This window comes from Aminobacter sp. P9b (genome assembly GCF_045345995.1).
Lineage (GTDB): Bacteria > Pseudomonadota > Alphaproteobacteria > Rhizobiales > Rhizobiaceae > Aminobacter > Aminobacter niigataensis.
Window position 1 is genome coordinate 3,239,284 of the sequence record NZ_CP150082.1, and the last position, 13,571, is coordinate 3,252,854.

At 61.4% G+C, this 13,571-nt stretch carries 25 protein-coding genes; all 25 read left to right on the forward strand.

Annotated elements, in window-relative coordinates; genetic code table 11:
- Nucleotides 1-6: 6 nt before the first annotated feature.
- The 25 genes from rplC to WHT83_RS16100 all read left to right on the forward strand — a co-directional run bounded on the left by rplC (nt 7) and on the right by WHT83_RS16100 (nt 13,538).
- Nucleotides 7-717, forward strand: coding sequence for a 50S ribosomal protein L3 (gene rplC, locus WHT83_RS15980; protein WP_108608190.1), 711 nt, complete (start codon nt 7-9; stop codon nt 715-717).
- Complete coding sequence (gene rplD, locus WHT83_RS15985) at nt 717-1,337, forward strand: 50S ribosomal protein L4 (protein ID WP_108608189.1); 621 nt, start codon at nt 717-719, stop codon at nt 1,335-1,337. The genes rplC and rplD overlap by 1 nt, the downstream gene beginning before the upstream one ends.
- On the forward strand, nt 1,334-1,627 hold the full coding sequence (locus tag WHT83_RS15990) for a 50S ribosomal protein L23 (protein WP_108608188.1): 294 nt from the start codon (nt 1,334-1,336) through the stop codon (nt 1,625-1,627). The genes rplD and WHT83_RS15990 overlap by 4 nt, the downstream gene beginning before the upstream one ends.
- A gap of 22 nt (nt 1,628-1,649) precedes the next feature.
- Nucleotides 1,650-2,483, forward strand: coding sequence for a 50S ribosomal protein L2 (gene rplB / locus WHT83_RS15995; protein ID WP_108608187.1), 834 nt, complete (start codon nt 1,650-1,652; stop codon nt 2,481-2,483).
- A 15-nt stretch (nt 2,484-2,498) separates the two neighbouring features.
- On the forward strand, nt 2,499-2,777 hold the full coding sequence (gene rpsS, locus WHT83_RS16000; RefSeq protein WP_055976414.1) for a 30S ribosomal protein S19: 279 nt from the start codon (nt 2,499-2,501) through the stop codon (nt 2,775-2,777).
- A gap of 1 nt (nt 2,778) precedes the next feature.
- Nucleotides 2,779-3,168: a 50S ribosomal protein L22 gene (gene rplV, locus WHT83_RS16005; protein WP_055976417.1), complete on the forward strand. Its 390-nt coding sequence runs from the start codon at nt 2,779-2,781 to the stop codon at nt 3,166-3,168.
- Nucleotides 3,168-3,887, forward strand: a complete 720-nt coding sequence (gene rpsC / locus WHT83_RS16010) for a 30S ribosomal protein S3 (RefSeq protein WP_108608186.1) — start codon at nt 3,168-3,170, stop codon at nt 3,885-3,887. The genes rplV and rpsC overlap by 1 nt, the downstream gene beginning before the upstream one ends.
- A 27-nt stretch (nt 3,888-3,914) precedes the next feature.
- Nucleotides 3,915-4,328, forward strand: coding sequence for a 50S ribosomal protein L16 (gene rplP, locus WHT83_RS16015; protein WP_055976423.1), 414 nt, complete (start codon nt 3,915-3,917; stop codon nt 4,326-4,328).
- A 14-nt stretch (nt 4,329-4,342) separates the two neighbouring features.
- Nucleotides 4,343-4,543, forward strand: a complete 201-nt coding sequence (gene rpmC, locus WHT83_RS16020; RefSeq protein WP_108608185.1) for a 50S ribosomal protein L29 — start codon at nt 4,343-4,345, stop codon at nt 4,541-4,543.
- A gap of 11 nt (nt 4,544-4,554) precedes the next feature.
- Nucleotides 4,555-4,794, forward strand: a complete 240-nt coding sequence (gene rpsQ, locus WHT83_RS16025) for a 30S ribosomal protein S17 (protein ID WP_108608184.1) — start codon at nt 4,555-4,557, stop codon at nt 4,792-4,794.
- 68 nt (nt 4,795-4,862) lie between these two features.
- Nucleotides 4,863-5,231: a 50S ribosomal protein L14 gene (gene rplN, locus WHT83_RS16030; protein ID WP_006205457.1), complete on the forward strand. Its 369-nt coding sequence runs from the start codon at nt 4,863-4,865 to the stop codon at nt 5,229-5,231.
- Between the two features lie 12 nt (nt 5,232-5,243).
- Nucleotides 5,244-5,558, forward strand: coding sequence for a 50S ribosomal protein L24 (gene rplX / locus WHT83_RS16035; RefSeq protein ID WP_108608183.1), 315 nt, complete (start codon nt 5,244-5,246; stop codon nt 5,556-5,558).
- Nucleotides 5,551-6,108, forward strand: a complete 558-nt coding sequence (rplE, locus tag WHT83_RS16040; RefSeq protein WP_406871729.1) for a 50S ribosomal protein L5 — start codon at nt 5,551-5,553, stop codon at nt 6,106-6,108. Before rplX ends, rplE begins: the two co-directional genes overlap by 8 nt.
- A gap of 27 nt (nt 6,109-6,135) precedes the next feature.
- A complete protein-coding gene (gene rpsN, locus WHT83_RS16045) occupies nt 6,136-6,441 on the forward strand; it encodes a 30S ribosomal protein S14 (protein ID WP_055976436.1) in 306 nt (101 codons plus the stop codon).
- A gap of 12 nt (nt 6,442-6,453) precedes the next feature.
- The gene (rpsH, locus tag WHT83_RS16050; protein ID WP_055976439.1) at nt 6,454-6,852 is read left to right on the forward strand and encodes a 30S ribosomal protein S8; all 399 of its coding nucleotides are present in this window, start codon (nt 6,454-6,456) and stop codon (nt 6,850-6,852) included.
- A 38-nt stretch (nt 6,853-6,890) separates the two neighbouring features.
- A complete protein-coding gene (gene rplF, locus WHT83_RS16055) occupies nt 6,891-7,424 on the forward strand; it encodes a 50S ribosomal protein L6 (RefSeq protein ID WP_108608181.1) in 534 nt (177 codons plus the stop codon).
- A gap of 87 nt (nt 7,425-7,511) precedes the next feature.
- Complete coding sequence (rplR, locus tag WHT83_RS16060) at nt 7,512-7,871, forward strand: 50S ribosomal protein L18 (protein ID WP_183261251.1); 360 nt, start codon at nt 7,512-7,514, stop codon at nt 7,869-7,871.
- Nucleotides 7,872-7,999: 128 nt separating this feature from the next.
- Complete coding sequence (rpsE, locus tag WHT83_RS16065; RefSeq protein ID WP_108608179.1) at nt 8,000-8,569, forward strand: 30S ribosomal protein S5; 570 nt, start codon at nt 8,000-8,002, stop codon at nt 8,567-8,569.
- A gap of 28 nt (nt 8,570-8,597) precedes the next feature.
- Nucleotides 8,598-8,795 carry a 50S ribosomal protein L30 gene (gene rpmD, locus WHT83_RS16070; protein WP_067961904.1) on the forward strand — a complete coding sequence of 66 codons (198 nt, stop codon included), beginning with the start codon at nt 8,598-8,600 and terminating at the stop codon, nt 8,793-8,795.
- Nucleotides 8,796-8,816: 21 nt separating this feature from the next.
- Nucleotides 8,817-9,290: a 50S ribosomal protein L15 gene (gene rplO, locus WHT83_RS16075; RefSeq protein ID WP_108608178.1), complete on the forward strand. Its 474-nt coding sequence runs from the start codon at nt 8,817-8,819 to the stop codon at nt 9,288-9,290.
- A gap of 134 nt (nt 9,291-9,424) precedes the next feature.
- Complete coding sequence (secY, locus tag WHT83_RS16080) at nt 9,425-10,765, forward strand: preprotein translocase subunit SecY (protein WP_108608177.1); 1,341 nt, start codon at nt 9,425-9,427, stop codon at nt 10,763-10,765.
- Nucleotides 10,762-11,352, forward strand: coding sequence for an adenylate kinase (locus WHT83_RS16085; protein WP_108608176.1), 591 nt, complete (start codon nt 10,762-10,764; stop codon nt 11,350-11,352). The genes secY and WHT83_RS16085 overlap by 4 nt, the downstream gene beginning before the upstream one ends.
- 188 nt (nt 11,353-11,540) lie before the next feature.
- On the forward strand, nt 11,541-11,909 hold the full coding sequence (gene rpsM / locus WHT83_RS16090) for a 30S ribosomal protein S13 (RefSeq protein ID WP_108608175.1): 369 nt from the start codon (nt 11,541-11,543) through the stop codon (nt 11,907-11,909).
- 132 nt (nt 11,910-12,041) lie between these two features.
- On the forward strand, nt 12,042-12,431 hold the full coding sequence (gene rpsK, locus WHT83_RS16095) for a 30S ribosomal protein S11 (protein ID WP_108608174.1): 390 nt from the start codon (nt 12,042-12,044) through the stop codon (nt 12,429-12,431).
- A 96-nt stretch (nt 12,432-12,527) separates the two neighbouring features.
- Nucleotides 12,528-13,538, forward strand: coding sequence for a DNA-directed RNA polymerase subunit alpha (locus tag WHT83_RS16100; RefSeq protein ID WP_108608173.1), 1,011 nt, complete (start codon nt 12,528-12,530; stop codon nt 13,536-13,538).
- The last annotated feature ends 33 nt before the right edge of the window (nt 13,539-13,571 follow it).

Sequence of the window (13,571 nt, forward strand, 5' to 3'; positions counted from 1 at the left end):
GAACCGATGCGTTCAGGTGTAATTGCACAGAAGGTGGGAATGACCCGCGTCTATAATGACGCTGGCGAGCACGTTCCCGTCACCGTTCTCCGCATGGAGAACTGCCAGGTCGTGGCGCAGCGCACGCAGGAGAAGAATGGCTACACCGCCGTTCAGCTCGGCGTCGGCCTCGCGAAGGTGAAGAATACGTCGAAGGCGATGCGCGGTCATTTCGCTGCCGCCTCCGTCGAGCCGAAGTCGAAGGTCGCCGAATTCCGCGTTTCCGCCGACAACATGCTCGATGTCGGCTCCGAGATCACCGTCGAGCATTTCGTCCCCGGCCAGAAGGTCGATGTGACGGGCACCTCGATCGGTAAGGGTTTCCAGGGCGTCATCAAGCGGCACAACTTCGGTGGCGGCCGCGCTACCCACGGTAACTCGGTGTCGCACCGTACCCATGGTTCGACTGGCCAGCGCCAGGATCCGGGCAAGGTGTTCAAGGGCAAGAAAATGGCCGGCCACATGGGCGACGTTCGCGTCACCACCCAGAACGTCGAGGTCGTCTCGACCGACGCCGACCGTGGTCTGATCCTGATCCGCGGTGCGGTTCCGGGCTCGAAGGGTGCATGGATCCTGGTTCGCGATGCGGCCAAGATCGCGCTGCCTGAGAATGCGCCGAAGCCGGCCGCGATCCGCGCCGTCAGCAAACAGGCTCCGGCCAACGAGGGAGCGGAATAATGGACCTCAAGATTACAACCCTCGCAGGCAAGGATGCCGGCAAGGTTGAGCTCTCGGAAGAGATTTTCGGCCTCGACCCGCGCGAGGACGTGCTCCAGCGCGTCGTGCGTTGGCAGCTCGCCAAGAAGCAGCAGGGCACGCACAAGGCCAAGGGTCGCGCGGAAATCGCGCGCACCGGCGCCAAGATGTACAAGCAGAAGGGTACGGGCCGCGCTCGTCACCATTCGGCACGCGCCCCGCAGTTCCGCGGCGGTGGCAAGGCCCACGGCCCGGTCGTCCGCAGCCACGAGCACGACCTTCCCAAGAAGGTCCGCGCTCTCGGTCTGAAGCACGCCCTGTCGGCCAAGGCCAAGGCATCGAACCTGATCATCGTCGACGAGCTGACGCTCGCCGAGGGCAAGACCAAGGCACTGATCGCGAATTTCGCGTCGCTGGGCCTGACCAATGCCCTGGTGATCGGCGGCGCCGAGCTTGACCTCAACTTCAAGCGCGCAGCGACCAACATCCCGAACATCGATGTCCTGCCGATCCAGGGCATCAACGTTTACGACATTCTGCGCCGCGGCACGCTGGTCCTTTCGAAGGCCGCCGTCGAGGCTCTCGAGGAGCGCTTCAAATGACGGATCTCCGCCACTATGACGTGATCGTCAGCCCGGCGATCACCGAAAAGTCGACCATGGCTTCTGAATACAACCAGGTCGTCTTCAACGTCGCCAAGAAGGCGAGCAAGCCTGAGATCAAGGCTGCCGTCGAAGCGCTGTTCGGCGTGAAGGTGACTGCTGTGAACACCCTGGTCCGCAAGGGCAAGGTGAAGCGCTTCCGCGGCACGATCGGCCGCCAGAGCGACGTCAAGAAGGCGGTAGTGACGCTGGCCGACGGCCAGTCGATCGACGTCGCGACGGGCCTCTGAGCTAGACCGCGAGGACAGGACAATGGCACTTAAGAAATTCAAGCCAGTAACGCCGAGCACCCGCCAGCTGGTCATCGTCGACCGCTCGGGCCTCCACAAGGGCAAGCCCGTCAAGGGTCTGACCGAGGGCCTGACGAAGTCGGGCGGCCGCAACAACTACGGTCGCATCACGGCTCGCTTCATCGGCGGCGGTCACAAGCGTACGTACCGCATCATCGACTTCAAGCGTCGCAAGTTCGACGTCGTCGGCACGGTCGAGCGTCTCGAGTACGATCCGAACCGCACTGCGTTCATCGCGCTGATCAAGTATGACGACGGCGAGCTGAGCTACATCATTGCCCCGCAGCGTCTGCAGGCCGGCGACAAGATCATCGCTGGTGAGCAGGTCGACGTGAAGCCGGGCAACGCAATGCCGCTTGCTTCGATGCCGGTCGGCACGATCGTGCACAACATCGAGCTGAAGCCCGGCAAGGGCGGCCAGGTCGCTCGTTCGGCTGGCGCTTACGCCCAGCTCGTCGGTCGTGACCAGGGCATGGCGATCCTTCGCCTCAACTCGGGTGAACAGCGCGTCGTCAGCGGTCTGTGCATCGCCACCGTCGGTGCGGTGTCCAACCCGGACCATGGCAACATCAATGACGGCAAGGCAGGCCGCACGGTCTGGCGTGGCAAGCGTCCGCACAACCGCGGCGTGACCATGAACCCGGTCGACCATCCGCACGGCGGTGGTGAAGGCCGCACCTCGGGCGGACGCCATCCGGTGTCGCCGTGGGGCAAGCCCACCAAGGGCAAGAAGACGCGGTCCAACAAGGCGACCGACAAGTTCATCCTGCGCTCGCGCCATCAGCGCAAGAGCTAAGAAGAGGTAACGCCAGTGACTCGTTCAGTCTGGAAAGGCCCGTTCATTGACGGCTATCTGCTCAAGAAGGCAGAGAAGGTTCGTGAAGGCGGTCGCAATGAGGTGATCAAGATGTGGAGCCGTCGCTCCACTGTCTTGCCGCAGTTCGTCGGCCTCACCTTCGGTGTCTACAACGGCCAGAAGCACGTCCCGGTCTCGGTGAACGAGGACATGGTCGGCCACAAGTTCGGTGAGTTTGCTCCCACCAGGACCTACTACGGTCACGGCGCGGACAAGAAGGCAAAGAGGAAGTAACATGGGCAAGGCCAAAGCTCCGCGCAGGCTTGCTGACAACGAGGCACGTGCGGTCCTCCGCACGATCCGGGTCAGCCCGCAGAAGCTCAACCTCGTTGCCGCGCTGATCCGCGGCAAGAAGGTAGCGACCGCGCTTTCCGATCTGGAATTTTCGCGCAAGCGCATCGCCGGTACGGTCAAGAAGACCCTCGAATCGGCTATCGCCAACGCGGAAAACAATCACGACCTCGATGTCGACGCGCTGGTGGTGGCGGAAGCCTTTGTTGGCAAGTCGATTGTCATGAAGCGTTTCCACGCTCGTGGCCGTGGTCGCGCCAGCCGCATCGAGAAGCCGTTTTCGCACCTCACGATCGTCGTTCGTGAAGTCGAAGAGAAAGGGGAGGCCGCATAATGGGCCAGAAAATCAATCCTATTGGTCTCCGCCTCGGCATCAACCGCACTTGGGACTCGCGCTGGTACGCAAACACCGGCGAATACGGCCAGCTGCTCCACGAAGATATCAAGATCCGCAAGTATCTTGAGTCCGAGCTGAAGCAGGCCGCGATTTCCAAGGTGGTGATCGAGCGTCCGCACAAGAAGTGCCGCGTGACCATTCACGCCGCACGTCCGGGTCTGATCATCGGCAAGAAGGGCGCCGACATCGAAAAGCTTCGCAAGAAGCTGATGGAGATGACGAAGTCCGAGACGCACCTCAACATCGTCGAGGTTCGCAAGCCCGAGACCGACGCTACGCTGGTCGCTCAGTCGATCGCGCAGCAGCTCGAGCGCCGCATTGCCTTCCGTCGCGCCATGAAGCGCGCGGTGCAGTCGGCCATGCGTCTCGGCGCAGAGGGCATCCGCATCAATTGCTCGGGCCGCCTCGGCGGCGCTGAAATCGCTCGTATGGAGTGGTACCGCGAAGGTCGCGTTCCGCTGCACACCCTGCGCGCTGACGTCGACTACGGCACGGCCGAGGCACAGACCGCCTATGGCATCTGCGGCGTCAAGGTGTGGGTGTTCAAGGGCGAGATCCTTGAGCACGATCCGATGGCTTCCGAGCGTCGCGCAACCGAAGGCGATCATTCGCATGCTGGCGAGCGCCCCGAGCGCCGCCGTCGCGAAAACGCCTGACACGCATAGGAATTTGGAGTTAGAACGATGCTGCAGCCAAAGCGCACAAAGTTCCGTAAGCAGTTCAAGGGCCGCATCCACGGTACCGCGAAGGGTGGCACCAACCTGGATTTCGGCGGCTTCGGACTGAAGGCGCTTGAGCCAAACCGCGTCACCGCGCGTGAGATCGAGGCGGCTCGCCGCGCGATCACCCGCGAAATGAAACGTCAGGGCCGCGTCTGGATCCGTATTTTCCCGGACGTTCCCGTCACGTCGAAGCCGACCGAAGTCCGCATGGGTAAGGGCAAGGGCGCCGTCGACTACTGGGCATGCCGCATCAAGCCGGGCCGCGTGATGTTCGAGATCGATGGTGTTTCCGAGGAAGTGGCGCGTGAAGCGCTCCGTCTCGGCGCCGCCAAGCTCTCGGTCAGGACGCGTTTCGTTCAGCGCATCGCAGAATAAGGAAGGGCTGAATCATGAAAGCCTCGGACATCAGGACGAAGACCCAGGACCAGCTCACTGACGAGCTCGGCAGCCTCAAGAAGGAGCAGTTCAACCTGCGCTTCCAGAAGGCGACGGGACAGCTGGAAAAGACGGCGCGCGTGAAGCAGGTCCGCAAGGACATTGCGCGCATCAAGACCATCGCGGCCGAAAAATCGGCCGGTAAGAAGGCGTAAGGACGAGAACCATGCCAAAGCGCATCCTGCAGGGTACCGTCGTCAGCGACAAGAACGAGAAGACGGTCGTCGTCAAGGTCGAGCGTCGCTTCACGCACCCGGTGATGAAGAAGACCGTGCGTATGTCGAAGAACTACAAGGCGCACGACGAAAACAACGCCCACAAGGTCGGCGACATTGTGCTTATCCAGGAATCGAAGCCGATTTCCAAGGACAAGCGCTGGGTCGTCGTGACTTCGGACCAGGCGTAACAACGAATTTTGGACAAGCCGGGGAGGGCGGTAGCCCGTCCCGTTAGAAAAGAAGAAGGCGGCCAGTCATGATTCAGATGCAAACAAACCTCGACGTCGCGGATAATTCCGGCGCTCGTCGTGTCATGTGCATCAAGGTGCTGGGCGGCTCGAAGCGGAAGTATGCCTCCGTTGGCGACATCATCGTGGTGTCGATCAAGGAAGCCATTCCGCGCGGCCGCGTAAAGAAGGGTGACGTGATGAAGGCGGTCGTGGTTCGCACGGCCAAGGACATCCGTCGTCCGGACGGCAGCGTGATCCGTTTCGACAAGAACGCGGCCGTTCTTGTCGATAACAAGAAAGAACCGATCGGCACGCGTATCTTCGGGCCGGTTCCGCGCGAACTCCGCGCCAAGAACCACATGAAGATCATCTCGCTCGCGCCCGAAGTGCTGTAAGGAGCCGGAACAATGCAGAAGATCCGTAAAGGCGACAAGGTTGTCGTTCTGGCCGGCAAGGACAAGGGCCGCACCGGCGAGGTGCTGTCTGTTCAGCCGAAGGAAGACAAGGCACTTGTCCGCGGCGTGAACATGATCCGCCGCCACCAGAAGCAGTCCCAGACCCAAGAGGGCGGGATCATCACCAAGGAAGCGCCGATCCACCTGTCGAACCTCGCGCTCGTCGACCCCAAGGATGGCAAGCCGACCCGCGTCGGTTTCCAGATCCAGAAGGACGGCACGAAGGTGCGTGTCGCCAAGCGCTCGGGAGAAGTCATCAATGGCTAATGCAACCATCGAGCCACGCCTGAAGACGGTCTACAAGGAGACCATCCGCACGGCGATGCAGGAACAGTTCAAGTACGCCAACGTCATGCAGATCCCGCGCATCGACAAGATCGTGCTCAACATGGGTGTCGGCGAAGCCACCGCGGATCCGAAGAAGCCCACGGTTGCCGCCGAGGACCTGGCGATGATCGCCGGCCAGAAGCCGGTCATCACTCGCGCCCGCAAGTCGATCGCCGGCTTCAAGGTGCGTGAGCAGATGCCTATCGGTGCCAAGGTGACGCTTCGCCAGGAGCGCATGTACGAGTTTTTGGACCGTCTCGTGAACATCGCCCTGCCGCGCGTTCGCGACTTTCGCGGCCTGAACCCGAAAAGCTTTGACGGCCGCGGAAATTACGCTATGGGCCTCAAGGAGCATATCGTGTTCCCCGAGATCAACTACGACAAGGTTGATCAGATGTGGGGTATGGACATCATCGTTTGCACGACCGCCAAGACGGACGACGAAGCCCGGGCTCTGCTCAAGGCTTTCAACTTCCCCTTCCGGCAGTAACGGCAGCGAGCAAAGGAAAAATCTGAAATGGCAAAGACCAGCTCAGTCGAGAAGAACAACCGGCGCCGCAAGCTTGTGGACCAGTACGCTGCCAAGCGTAAGGCCCTCAAGGACGTCATCATGGATCAGTCCAAGCCGATCGAGGAACGCTTCCGCGCGCAGCTCAAGCTCGCCGCGCTGCCGCGCAACTCGGCCAAGATCCGTATCCGTAATCGCTGCGAAGTCACCGGTCGTCCGCGTGCCTACTATCGCAAGCTTAAGATGTCGCGTATCGCGCTTCGTGATCTGGGCTCGACGGGAGCAATCCCGGGCCTGGTCAAGTCGAGCTGGTAAGGAGCATTTGATATGTCTTTGAGTGATCCTCTCGGCGATATGCTGACCCGCATCCGCAATGCCTATGGCCGCAAGAAGTCGACGGTGTCGACGCCTGCGTCCAGGCTGCGCGCCCGTGTTCTCGACGTGCTGAAGTCGGAAGGCTACATCCGCGACTACAGCCAGACCGACTTCGAAAACGGCAAGTCCGAGATCGAAATCGAGCTGAAGTACTTCGACGGCCAGCCGGTGATCCGCGAAATTGCGCGTGTCTCCAAGCCGGGCCGCCGTGTCTACGTCTCGTCCAAGTCGATTCCGCCGGTCGCCAACGGCCTGGGCATCTCGATCCTTTCGACCCCGAAGGGCGTGATGGCCGACCACGAAGCGCGCGAACAGAACGTCGGCGGGGAAATCCTCTGCCAGATCTTCTGATCTGCGTAGGCTGAAACAAGAAAGGCGAGGACAAGACAATGTCTCGTATTGGCAAGAAACCCGTTCAGCTTCCGCAGGGCGTATCCGCGACCGTCACCGGCCAGACCGTGACGGCGAAGGGCCCCAAGGGTGAGCTGAAGTTCGTGGTCAACGACGAAGTTCTGGTCAAGATGGAAGAAGGCGAGATCGCCGTTCAGCCGCGCGACCAGTCGAAGGACGCCCGCTCCAAGTGGGGCATGTCGCGGACCCAGATCGTCAACATCCTGACCGGTGTTAAGGACGGCTTCGAAAAGAAGCTCGAGATCACCGGCGTCGGCTATCGTGCCGCACTCCAGGGCAAGAACCTGCAGCTGGCCCTTGGCTTCAGCCATGACGTCGTTTATCAGACGCCGGAAGGCATCACCATCACGGTGCCGAAGCCTACTGAAATCGTCGTCACGGGTATCGACAAGCAGCAGGTTGGCCAGGTCGCCGCCGAGATCCGCGAATATCGCGGTCCGGAGCCCTACAAGGGCAAGGGCGTCCGCTATGCTGGCGAGAAGATCGTCCGCAAAGAAGGCAAGAAGAAGTAATAGCAACGCCGCGGTGCGCGGTCGCGGGAAGCGTTTCAGCTTACCGCAGATGGCCGCGCCCGTTTCAGAAGGCAAGGAACCACTACTATGGCTTCGAAAGAAACCACTCTGCGCCGCTCGTCGCGCATCCGCCGCCAGCTCAAGAAGGTCGCCAACGGCCGTCCGCGCCTGTCGGTTCACCGCACGTCGAAGAACATCTACGTCCAGGTCATCGACGATGCCAATGGCCGTACGCTCGCTGCCGCTTCCACCCTCGAGAAGGACCTCAAGGGCACGCTGAAGACCGGTGCCGACACGGCTGCCGCGACTGCGGTTGGCAAGCTGATCGCCGAGCGCGCTTCGAAGGCCGGCGTCAAGGAGGTCGTTTTCGACCGTGGCGCCTATATCTATCACGGCCGCATCAAGGCGCTTGCCGAAGCTGCCCGCGAAGGTGGCCTGAACTTCTGATGCAGGAACCGGCGTAGCGCGTGGCGCTGCGCCGCATCACTGACCAGTTGCAATAAATCCGGCGACGCTATAGACGCCGGATTTGGTTTTTAACCCCCGTGCTTCCGGAAAAAAATAAGGATAGGAATATGGCACAAGAACGTAGGGAAGGCGGTCGCGAGCGTAGCCGTGACCGTGAAGAGCGCGACAGCGAATTCGTCGATAAGCTCGTACACATCAACCGCGTTGCCAAGGTCGTCAAGGGCGGCCGGCGTTTCGGTTTTGCAGCACTCGTCGTTGTTGGCGACCAGAAGGGCCGCGTTGGCTTTGGTCACGGCAAGGCGCGCGAAGTGCCGGAAGCGATCCGCAAGGCAACCGAATCGGCCAAGCGCGACATGATCTTTGTGCCGCTCCGTTCGGGCCGCACGCTGCACCACGACGTTGAAGGTCGTTGGGGCGCTGGCCGTGTTCTGTTGCGCTCTGCCAAGCAGGGTACCGGCATCATCGCAGGCGGCCCGATGCGCGCTGTCTTCGAGACGCTCGGCATGCACGACGTCGTCGCCAAGTCGATGGGTTCGTCGAACCCCTACAACATGGTTCGTGCGACCTTCGATGCGCTGAAGAACCAGTTGCATCCGAAGGATGTAGCTGCTCAGCGCGGCATCAAGTACTCGACCCTTCAGGCTCGCCGCGGCACCGCCGTTGCGGCTGAAGAATAGTCGCTCGAGCTGACCAGGGACAATGACCATGGCCAAGAAAGCAACCAAGACCATCACCGTCGAGCAGATCGGTAGCCCGATCCGCCGGCCGAAGGAGCAGCGTGCCACGCTGGTCGGCCTCGGCCTCAACAAGATGCATCGCAAGCGCACCCTGGAGGATACTCCTTCCGTGCGCGGCATGATCGCAGCTGTCCAGCACCTCGTCCGCGTTGTGGACGAGGCGTAGGCCGATCGCAGGAGATAGAACATGAAACTCAACGATCTGCGTGACAACACCGGCGCGACGCACTCCAAGAAGCGCCTTGGCCGCGGCATCGGCTCCGGCTCCGGCAAGACCGGCGGCCGCGGCGTCAAGGGTCAGAAGGCCCGTTCGGGCGTCGCGATCAACGGCTTCGAGGGTGGCCAGATGCCGCTCTATCGTCGCCTGCCGAAGCGCGGCTTCACCAACATCTTCGCCAAGAGCTACAACACCGTTTCGCTGGCCCGTATCCAGGTCGCGATCGATGCCAAGAAGCTCGATGCGAAAGAGACCGTGACGGCGGAAGCCCTCGTCAAGGCCGGCGTGATTCGCCGCGTCAAGGACGGCGTCCGCATCCTCAGCGACGGCGAACTCAAGACCAAGGTGGCCTTCGACGTCGCCGGCGCTTCCAAGCCTGCGATCGAGAAGATCGAAAAGGCTGGAGGATCGGTGAAGCTGCCTGAAGTGGCAGCGGCCGAATAAAAGGCTTTGCAAAGTAAGCGGCGGTAGAGATACCGCCGCTTGCATGTTTGCCGTCCGGAGCCTATCTCGTGGCTTCGGTGATACGCGCCGCGCCCATCTGCGGCATTGCGGCGTGACCAAGCGGAGTACCCTGAATGGCATCGGCTGCTGAACAACTGGCATCCAATCTGAATTTCGCAGCCTTCGCCAAGGCCGAAGATCTCAAGAAACGTATCTGGTTCACCCTCGGCGCGCTGCTGGTCTACCGCCTCGGCACCTATATTCCGCTCCCCGGCATCAACCCCGATGCATTCGCGCAGGCTTTCACCCAGCAGAGCCGCGGCGTTCTCGGCATTTTCAACATGTTTGCCGGTGGTGCAGTCGAGCGCATGGCGCTGTTTGCACTCGGCATCATGCCCTACATCTCCGCTTCCATCATCATGCAGCTCATGACGTCGGTCGTCCCGTCGCTCGAAGCGCTGAAGAAGGAGGGTGAGCAGGGCCGCAAGGTCATCAACCAGTACACCCGCTATGGCACCGTGCTTCTGGCGCTTGTTCAGGCTTACGGCATTTCGGTCGGGCTTGAGAGCGGCAACGGAATCGTCTCGGATCCGGGCATGTTCTTCCGTGCCTCGACGGTCATCACGCTCGTCGGCGGCACGATGTTCCTGATGTGGCTCGGCGAGCAGATCACCGCCCGCGGCATCGGCAACGGTATCTCGCTGATCATCTTCGCAGGCATCGTCGCCGGGCTTCCGAGCGCTATCAGTGGCACCCTGGAACTCGGCCGCACAGGTGCGCTGTCGACCGGCCTGATTCTCGCGATCATCGTCCTGGCGATCGTCGTTATCGCCGTGATCGTGTTCTTCGAGCGTGCCCAGCGCCGCCTTCTGATCCAGTATCCGAAGCGCCAGGTCGGCAACCGCATGTTCCAAGGCGATACGTCGCACCTGCCGCTGAAGCTCAACACCGCCGGCGTCATTCCTCCGATCTTCGCCTCGTCGCTTCTGCTGCTGCCGGCGACCGTCGCGGGCTTCTCGAACACCGCCACGCTGCCCGGCTGGGTGAGCACGATCATGGCCGCGCTCGGCCACGGCCAGCCGCTCTACATGGCGCTCTACGCGGCGATGATCATCTTCTTCGCCTTCTTCTACACGGCTATCGTCTTCAATCCGAAGGACACCGCCGATCAGCTGAAGAAGCATTCGGGCTTCATTCCCGGCTATCGTCCTGGCGAGCGCACCGCGGAATATATCGACTACGTGCTGACCCGCGTCACGGTGGTCGGCGCCGCCTATCTCGTCATCATCTGCTTGCTGCCGGAGTTCCTGATCTCGGCGACCGGCGTTCCCTTCTACCTTGGTGGTACTTCGCTTCTGATCGTGGTCAATGTAACCCTTGATACGGTGGCGCAGATTCAGGGTCACCTGATCGCCCATCAGTATGAGGGGCTGATCAAGAAGTCGAAGCTCCGTGGAGGTAAGAGGGGAAGATGAGGCTGATATTGCTTGGACCGCCGGGAGCGGGCAAGGGGACGCAAGCTCAGAGGTTGGTCGACAAGCACGGCATTCCTCAACTTTCCACCGGAGACATGCTGCGCGCAGCGGTCAAGGCGGAAACGGAAGTCGGCAAGCGCGCCAAGGCGGTAATGGACGCCGGCGAACTGGTCTCGGACGAAATCGTCAATGCGATTGTCGCCGAACGGATCGACCAGGACGACTGCGCCCAGGGCTTCATCCTCGACGGTTATCCGCGCACGCTGGCACAGGCCGACGCCGTTGCCGACATGCTGGCCGAACGCGGCATGTTCCTCGACGTGGTCGTAGAACTCGTCGTCGACGACAAGGCGCTTGTCGGCCGTATCCTGAAGCGCGCCGAGGAGGCCAAGGCGGCCGGCCAGCCGGTGCGCAAGGACGACAATGCCGAGGTCTTCGACGAACGGCTGCGCGAGTACTACAAGAAGACCGCTCCGCTGATCGGCTATTACTACGCCAATGACCTGCTCAAGCAGGTCGACGGCATGGCGCCGATGGACGAAGTGACGGCACAGATCGAAGCGGTTCTGGCGACTGTCGCCAGCTAATCGTTGCACACAGACTTGACGGACGGGCCGATCCGGAGTATGGCGGCCCGTCTTCCATTCAGGCATGATGCTGTTTGCCCGTAAGGGCGCAAAGTCATATTGAAACGGAAAACCCGCAAGGGCCGGCCTCCACCGGACGCGGGGCAACTTGAAGCGCCGGCATGGTCCGGCCCAAATGGAGTGAAAAGATGGCTCGTATAGCCGGCGTTAATATTCCGACCAACAAGCGCGTTGTGATCTCGCTTCAGTACATTCACGGCATTGGCAAGAAGTTCGCCCAGGAGATCGTCGAGAAGGTCGGTATCCCGGCTGAGCGTCGCGTCAACCAGCTGACCGATGCCGAAGTCCTGGCGATTCGCGAGACGATTGACCGCGATTATCAGGTCGAGGGCGATCTGCGCCGCGAAGTTTCGATCAACATCAAGCGTCTGATGGACCTCGGCTGCTACCGCGGCCTGCGTCACCGTCGTTCGCTTCCGGTCCGTGGCCAGCGCACGCATACCAATGCGCGCACCCGCAAGGGTCCGGCCAAGGCAATTGCCGGCAAGAAGAAGTAATTTCGTATCTCCGGCGGGTTTCGGCTCGCCGGTTTCGCCTTATTTGGGCGGGTGTTCGGCCTGACACCTTAAACGCAGGCTGGTGTAGCCGCTGGTATTACGGCGGTGAAGAGATCAACTGAAAGGACTGCTATGGCTAAGGAAGCCGCACGCGTTCGCCGTCGCGAACGCAAGAACATCTCGTCGGGCGTCGCCCACGTCAATTCGACCTTCAACAACACCATGATCACCATCTCCGATGCACAGGGCAACACGATTGCCTGGTCCTCGGCTGGTGCGCAGGGCTTCAAGGGTTCGCGCAAGTCGACCCCGTTCGCGGCTCAGATGGCTGCTGAAGACGTTGCCAAGAAGGCACAGGAACACGGCATGCGCATGCTGGAAGTGGAAGTCTGCGGTCCGGGTTCGGGTCGTGAGTCGGCTCTGCGCGCGCTCCAGGCTGCGGGTTTCACCATCACGTCGATCCGCGACGTGACGCCGATCCCGCACAATGGTTGCCGCCCGCGCAAGAAGCGTCGCGTCTAATATTTCACCCCCGCGCGAGCGCCTTGTGCGCTCGTTTGCGGTTTCCAGGTCGCCCGTCACGATTGGATGGTGTCGGGCTAACGGAAGGAAGCGAATATGATCCAGAAAAACTGGCAGGAACTGATCAAGCCGAACAAGATCGAGTTCTCGTCCAAGAAGAAGACGCAGACCACGCTCGTCGCCGAGCCGCTTGAGCGTGGCTTCGGCCTGACGCTCGGCAATGCGCTCCGTCGCGTGCTTTTGTCGTCGCTTCGTGGCGCTGCCGTCACTGCGGTGCAGATCGACGGCGTGCTGCATGAGTTCTCTTCCATCGGCGGCGTTCGTGAAGACGTCACCGACATCGTGCTCAACATCAAGGAAATCGCCATCCGCATGGAAGGCGACGGCCCGAAGCGCATGGTCGTTCGCAAGCAGGGCCCTGGTGCCGTGCTCGCCGGCGACATCCAGACGGTCGGCGACGTCGAGATCCTGAACCCGGACCACGTTATCTGCACCCTCGACGAGGGCGCCGAGATCCGCATGGAGTTCACGGTCGACACCGGCAAGGGTTATGTGCCGGCCGAACGCAACCGCGCTGAAGACGCTCCGATCGGTCTCATCCCGGTCGACAGCCTCTACTCGCCGGTCAAGAAGGTTTCGTACAAGGTCGAGAACACCCGCGAGGGCCAGGTTCTGGACTACGACAAGCTGACCATGACCATCGAGACAGACGGTTCGATCACCGGCGAGGACGCAGTGGCTTTCGCTGCTCGCATCCTGCAGGACCAGCTTGCACTGTTCGTCAACTTCGACGAGCCGCAGAAGGAAGTTGCAGCCGAGGCCGTTACCGAGCTCGCCTTCAACCCGGCGCTGCTCAAGAAGGTCGATGAACTGGAGCTTTCGGTCCGTTCGGCCAACTGCCTCAAGAACGACAACATCGTTTACATCGGCGACCTGATCCAGAAGACGGAAGCCGAGATGCTGCGTACGCCGAACTTCGGCCGCAAGTCGCTCAACGAGATCAAGGAAGTTCTGGCCGCAATGGGCCTGCACCTCGGTATGGAAGTGCAGGACTGGCCGCCGGAAAACATCGAAGACCTCGCCAAGCGATACGAAGACCAGTACTAAGAAGACCTAGTCGAGCATGGTTCCGAGGACCGG

Bases quoted from the DNA above. Each gene is read 5' to 3' on its own strand.
- rplC (WP_108608190.1), top strand. From the start codon at position 7: ATGCGTTCAGGTGTAATTGCACAGAAGGTGGGAATGACCCGCGTCTAT.
- rplD (WP_108608189.1), top strand. From the start codon at position 717: ATGGACCTCAAGATTACAACCCTCGCAGGCAAGGATGCCGGCAAGGTT.
- WHT83_RS15990 (WP_108608188.1), top strand. From the start codon at position 1,334: ATGACGGATCTCCGCCACTATGACGTGATCGTCAGCCCGGCGATCACC.
- rplB (WP_108608187.1), top strand. From the start codon at position 1,650: ATGGCACTTAAGAAATTCAAGCCAGTAACGCCGAGCACCCGCCAGCTG.
- rplV (WP_055976417.1), top strand. From the start codon at position 2,779: ATGGGCAAGGCCAAAGCTCCGCGCAGGCTTGCTGACAACGAGGCACGT.
- rpsC (WP_108608186.1), top strand. From the start codon at position 3,168: ATGGGCCAGAAAATCAATCCTATTGGTCTCCGCCTCGGCATCAACCGC.
- rplP (WP_055976423.1), top strand. From the start codon at position 3,915: ATGCTGCAGCCAAAGCGCACAAAGTTCCGTAAGCAGTTCAAGGGCCGC.
- rpmC (WP_108608185.1), top strand. From the start codon at position 4,343: ATGAAAGCCTCGGACATCAGGACGAAGACCCAGGACCAGCTCACTGAC.
- rpsQ (WP_108608184.1), top strand. From the start codon at position 4,555: ATGCCAAAGCGCATCCTGCAGGGTACCGTCGTCAGCGACAAGAACGAG.
- rplN (WP_006205457.1), top strand. From the start codon at position 4,863: ATGATTCAGATGCAAACAAACCTCGACGTCGCGGATAATTCCGGCGCT.
- rplX (WP_108608183.1), top strand. From the start codon at position 5,244: ATGCAGAAGATCCGTAAAGGCGACAAGGTTGTCGTTCTGGCCGGCAAG.
- rplE (WP_406871729.1), top strand. From the start codon at position 5,551: ATGGCTAATGCAACCATCGAGCCACGCCTGAAGACGGTCTACAAGGAG.
- rpsN (WP_055976436.1), top strand. From the start codon at position 6,136: ATGGCAAAGACCAGCTCAGTCGAGAAGAACAACCGGCGCCGCAAGCTT.
- rpsH (WP_055976439.1), top strand. From the start codon at position 6,454: ATGTCTTTGAGTGATCCTCTCGGCGATATGCTGACCCGCATCCGCAAT.
- rplF (WP_108608181.1), top strand. From the start codon at position 6,891: ATGTCTCGTATTGGCAAGAAACCCGTTCAGCTTCCGCAGGGCGTATCC.
- rplR (WP_183261251.1), top strand. From the start codon at position 7,512: ATGGCTTCGAAAGAAACCACTCTGCGCCGCTCGTCGCGCATCCGCCGC.
- rpsE (WP_108608179.1), top strand. From the start codon at position 8,000: ATGGCACAAGAACGTAGGGAAGGCGGTCGCGAGCGTAGCCGTGACCGT.
- rpmD (WP_067961904.1), top strand. From the start codon at position 8,598: ATGGCCAAGAAAGCAACCAAGACCATCACCGTCGAGCAGATCGGTAGC.
- rplO (WP_108608178.1), top strand. From the start codon at position 8,817: ATGAAACTCAACGATCTGCGTGACAACACCGGCGCGACGCACTCCAAG.
- secY (WP_108608177.1), top strand. From the start codon at position 9,425: ATGGCATCGGCTGCTGAACAACTGGCATCCAATCTGAATTTCGCAGCC.
- WHT83_RS16085 (WP_108608176.1), top strand. From the start codon at position 10,762: ATGAGGCTGATATTGCTTGGACCGCCGGGAGCGGGCAAGGGGACGCAA.
- rpsM (WP_108608175.1), top strand. From the start codon at position 11,541: ATGGCTCGTATAGCCGGCGTTAATATTCCGACCAACAAGCGCGTTGTG.
- rpsK (WP_108608174.1), top strand. From the start codon at position 12,042: ATGGCTAAGGAAGCCGCACGCGTTCGCCGTCGCGAACGCAAGAACATC.
- WHT83_RS16100 (WP_108608173.1), top strand. From the start codon at position 12,528: ATGATCCAGAAAAACTGGCAGGAACTGATCAAGCCGAACAAGATCGAG.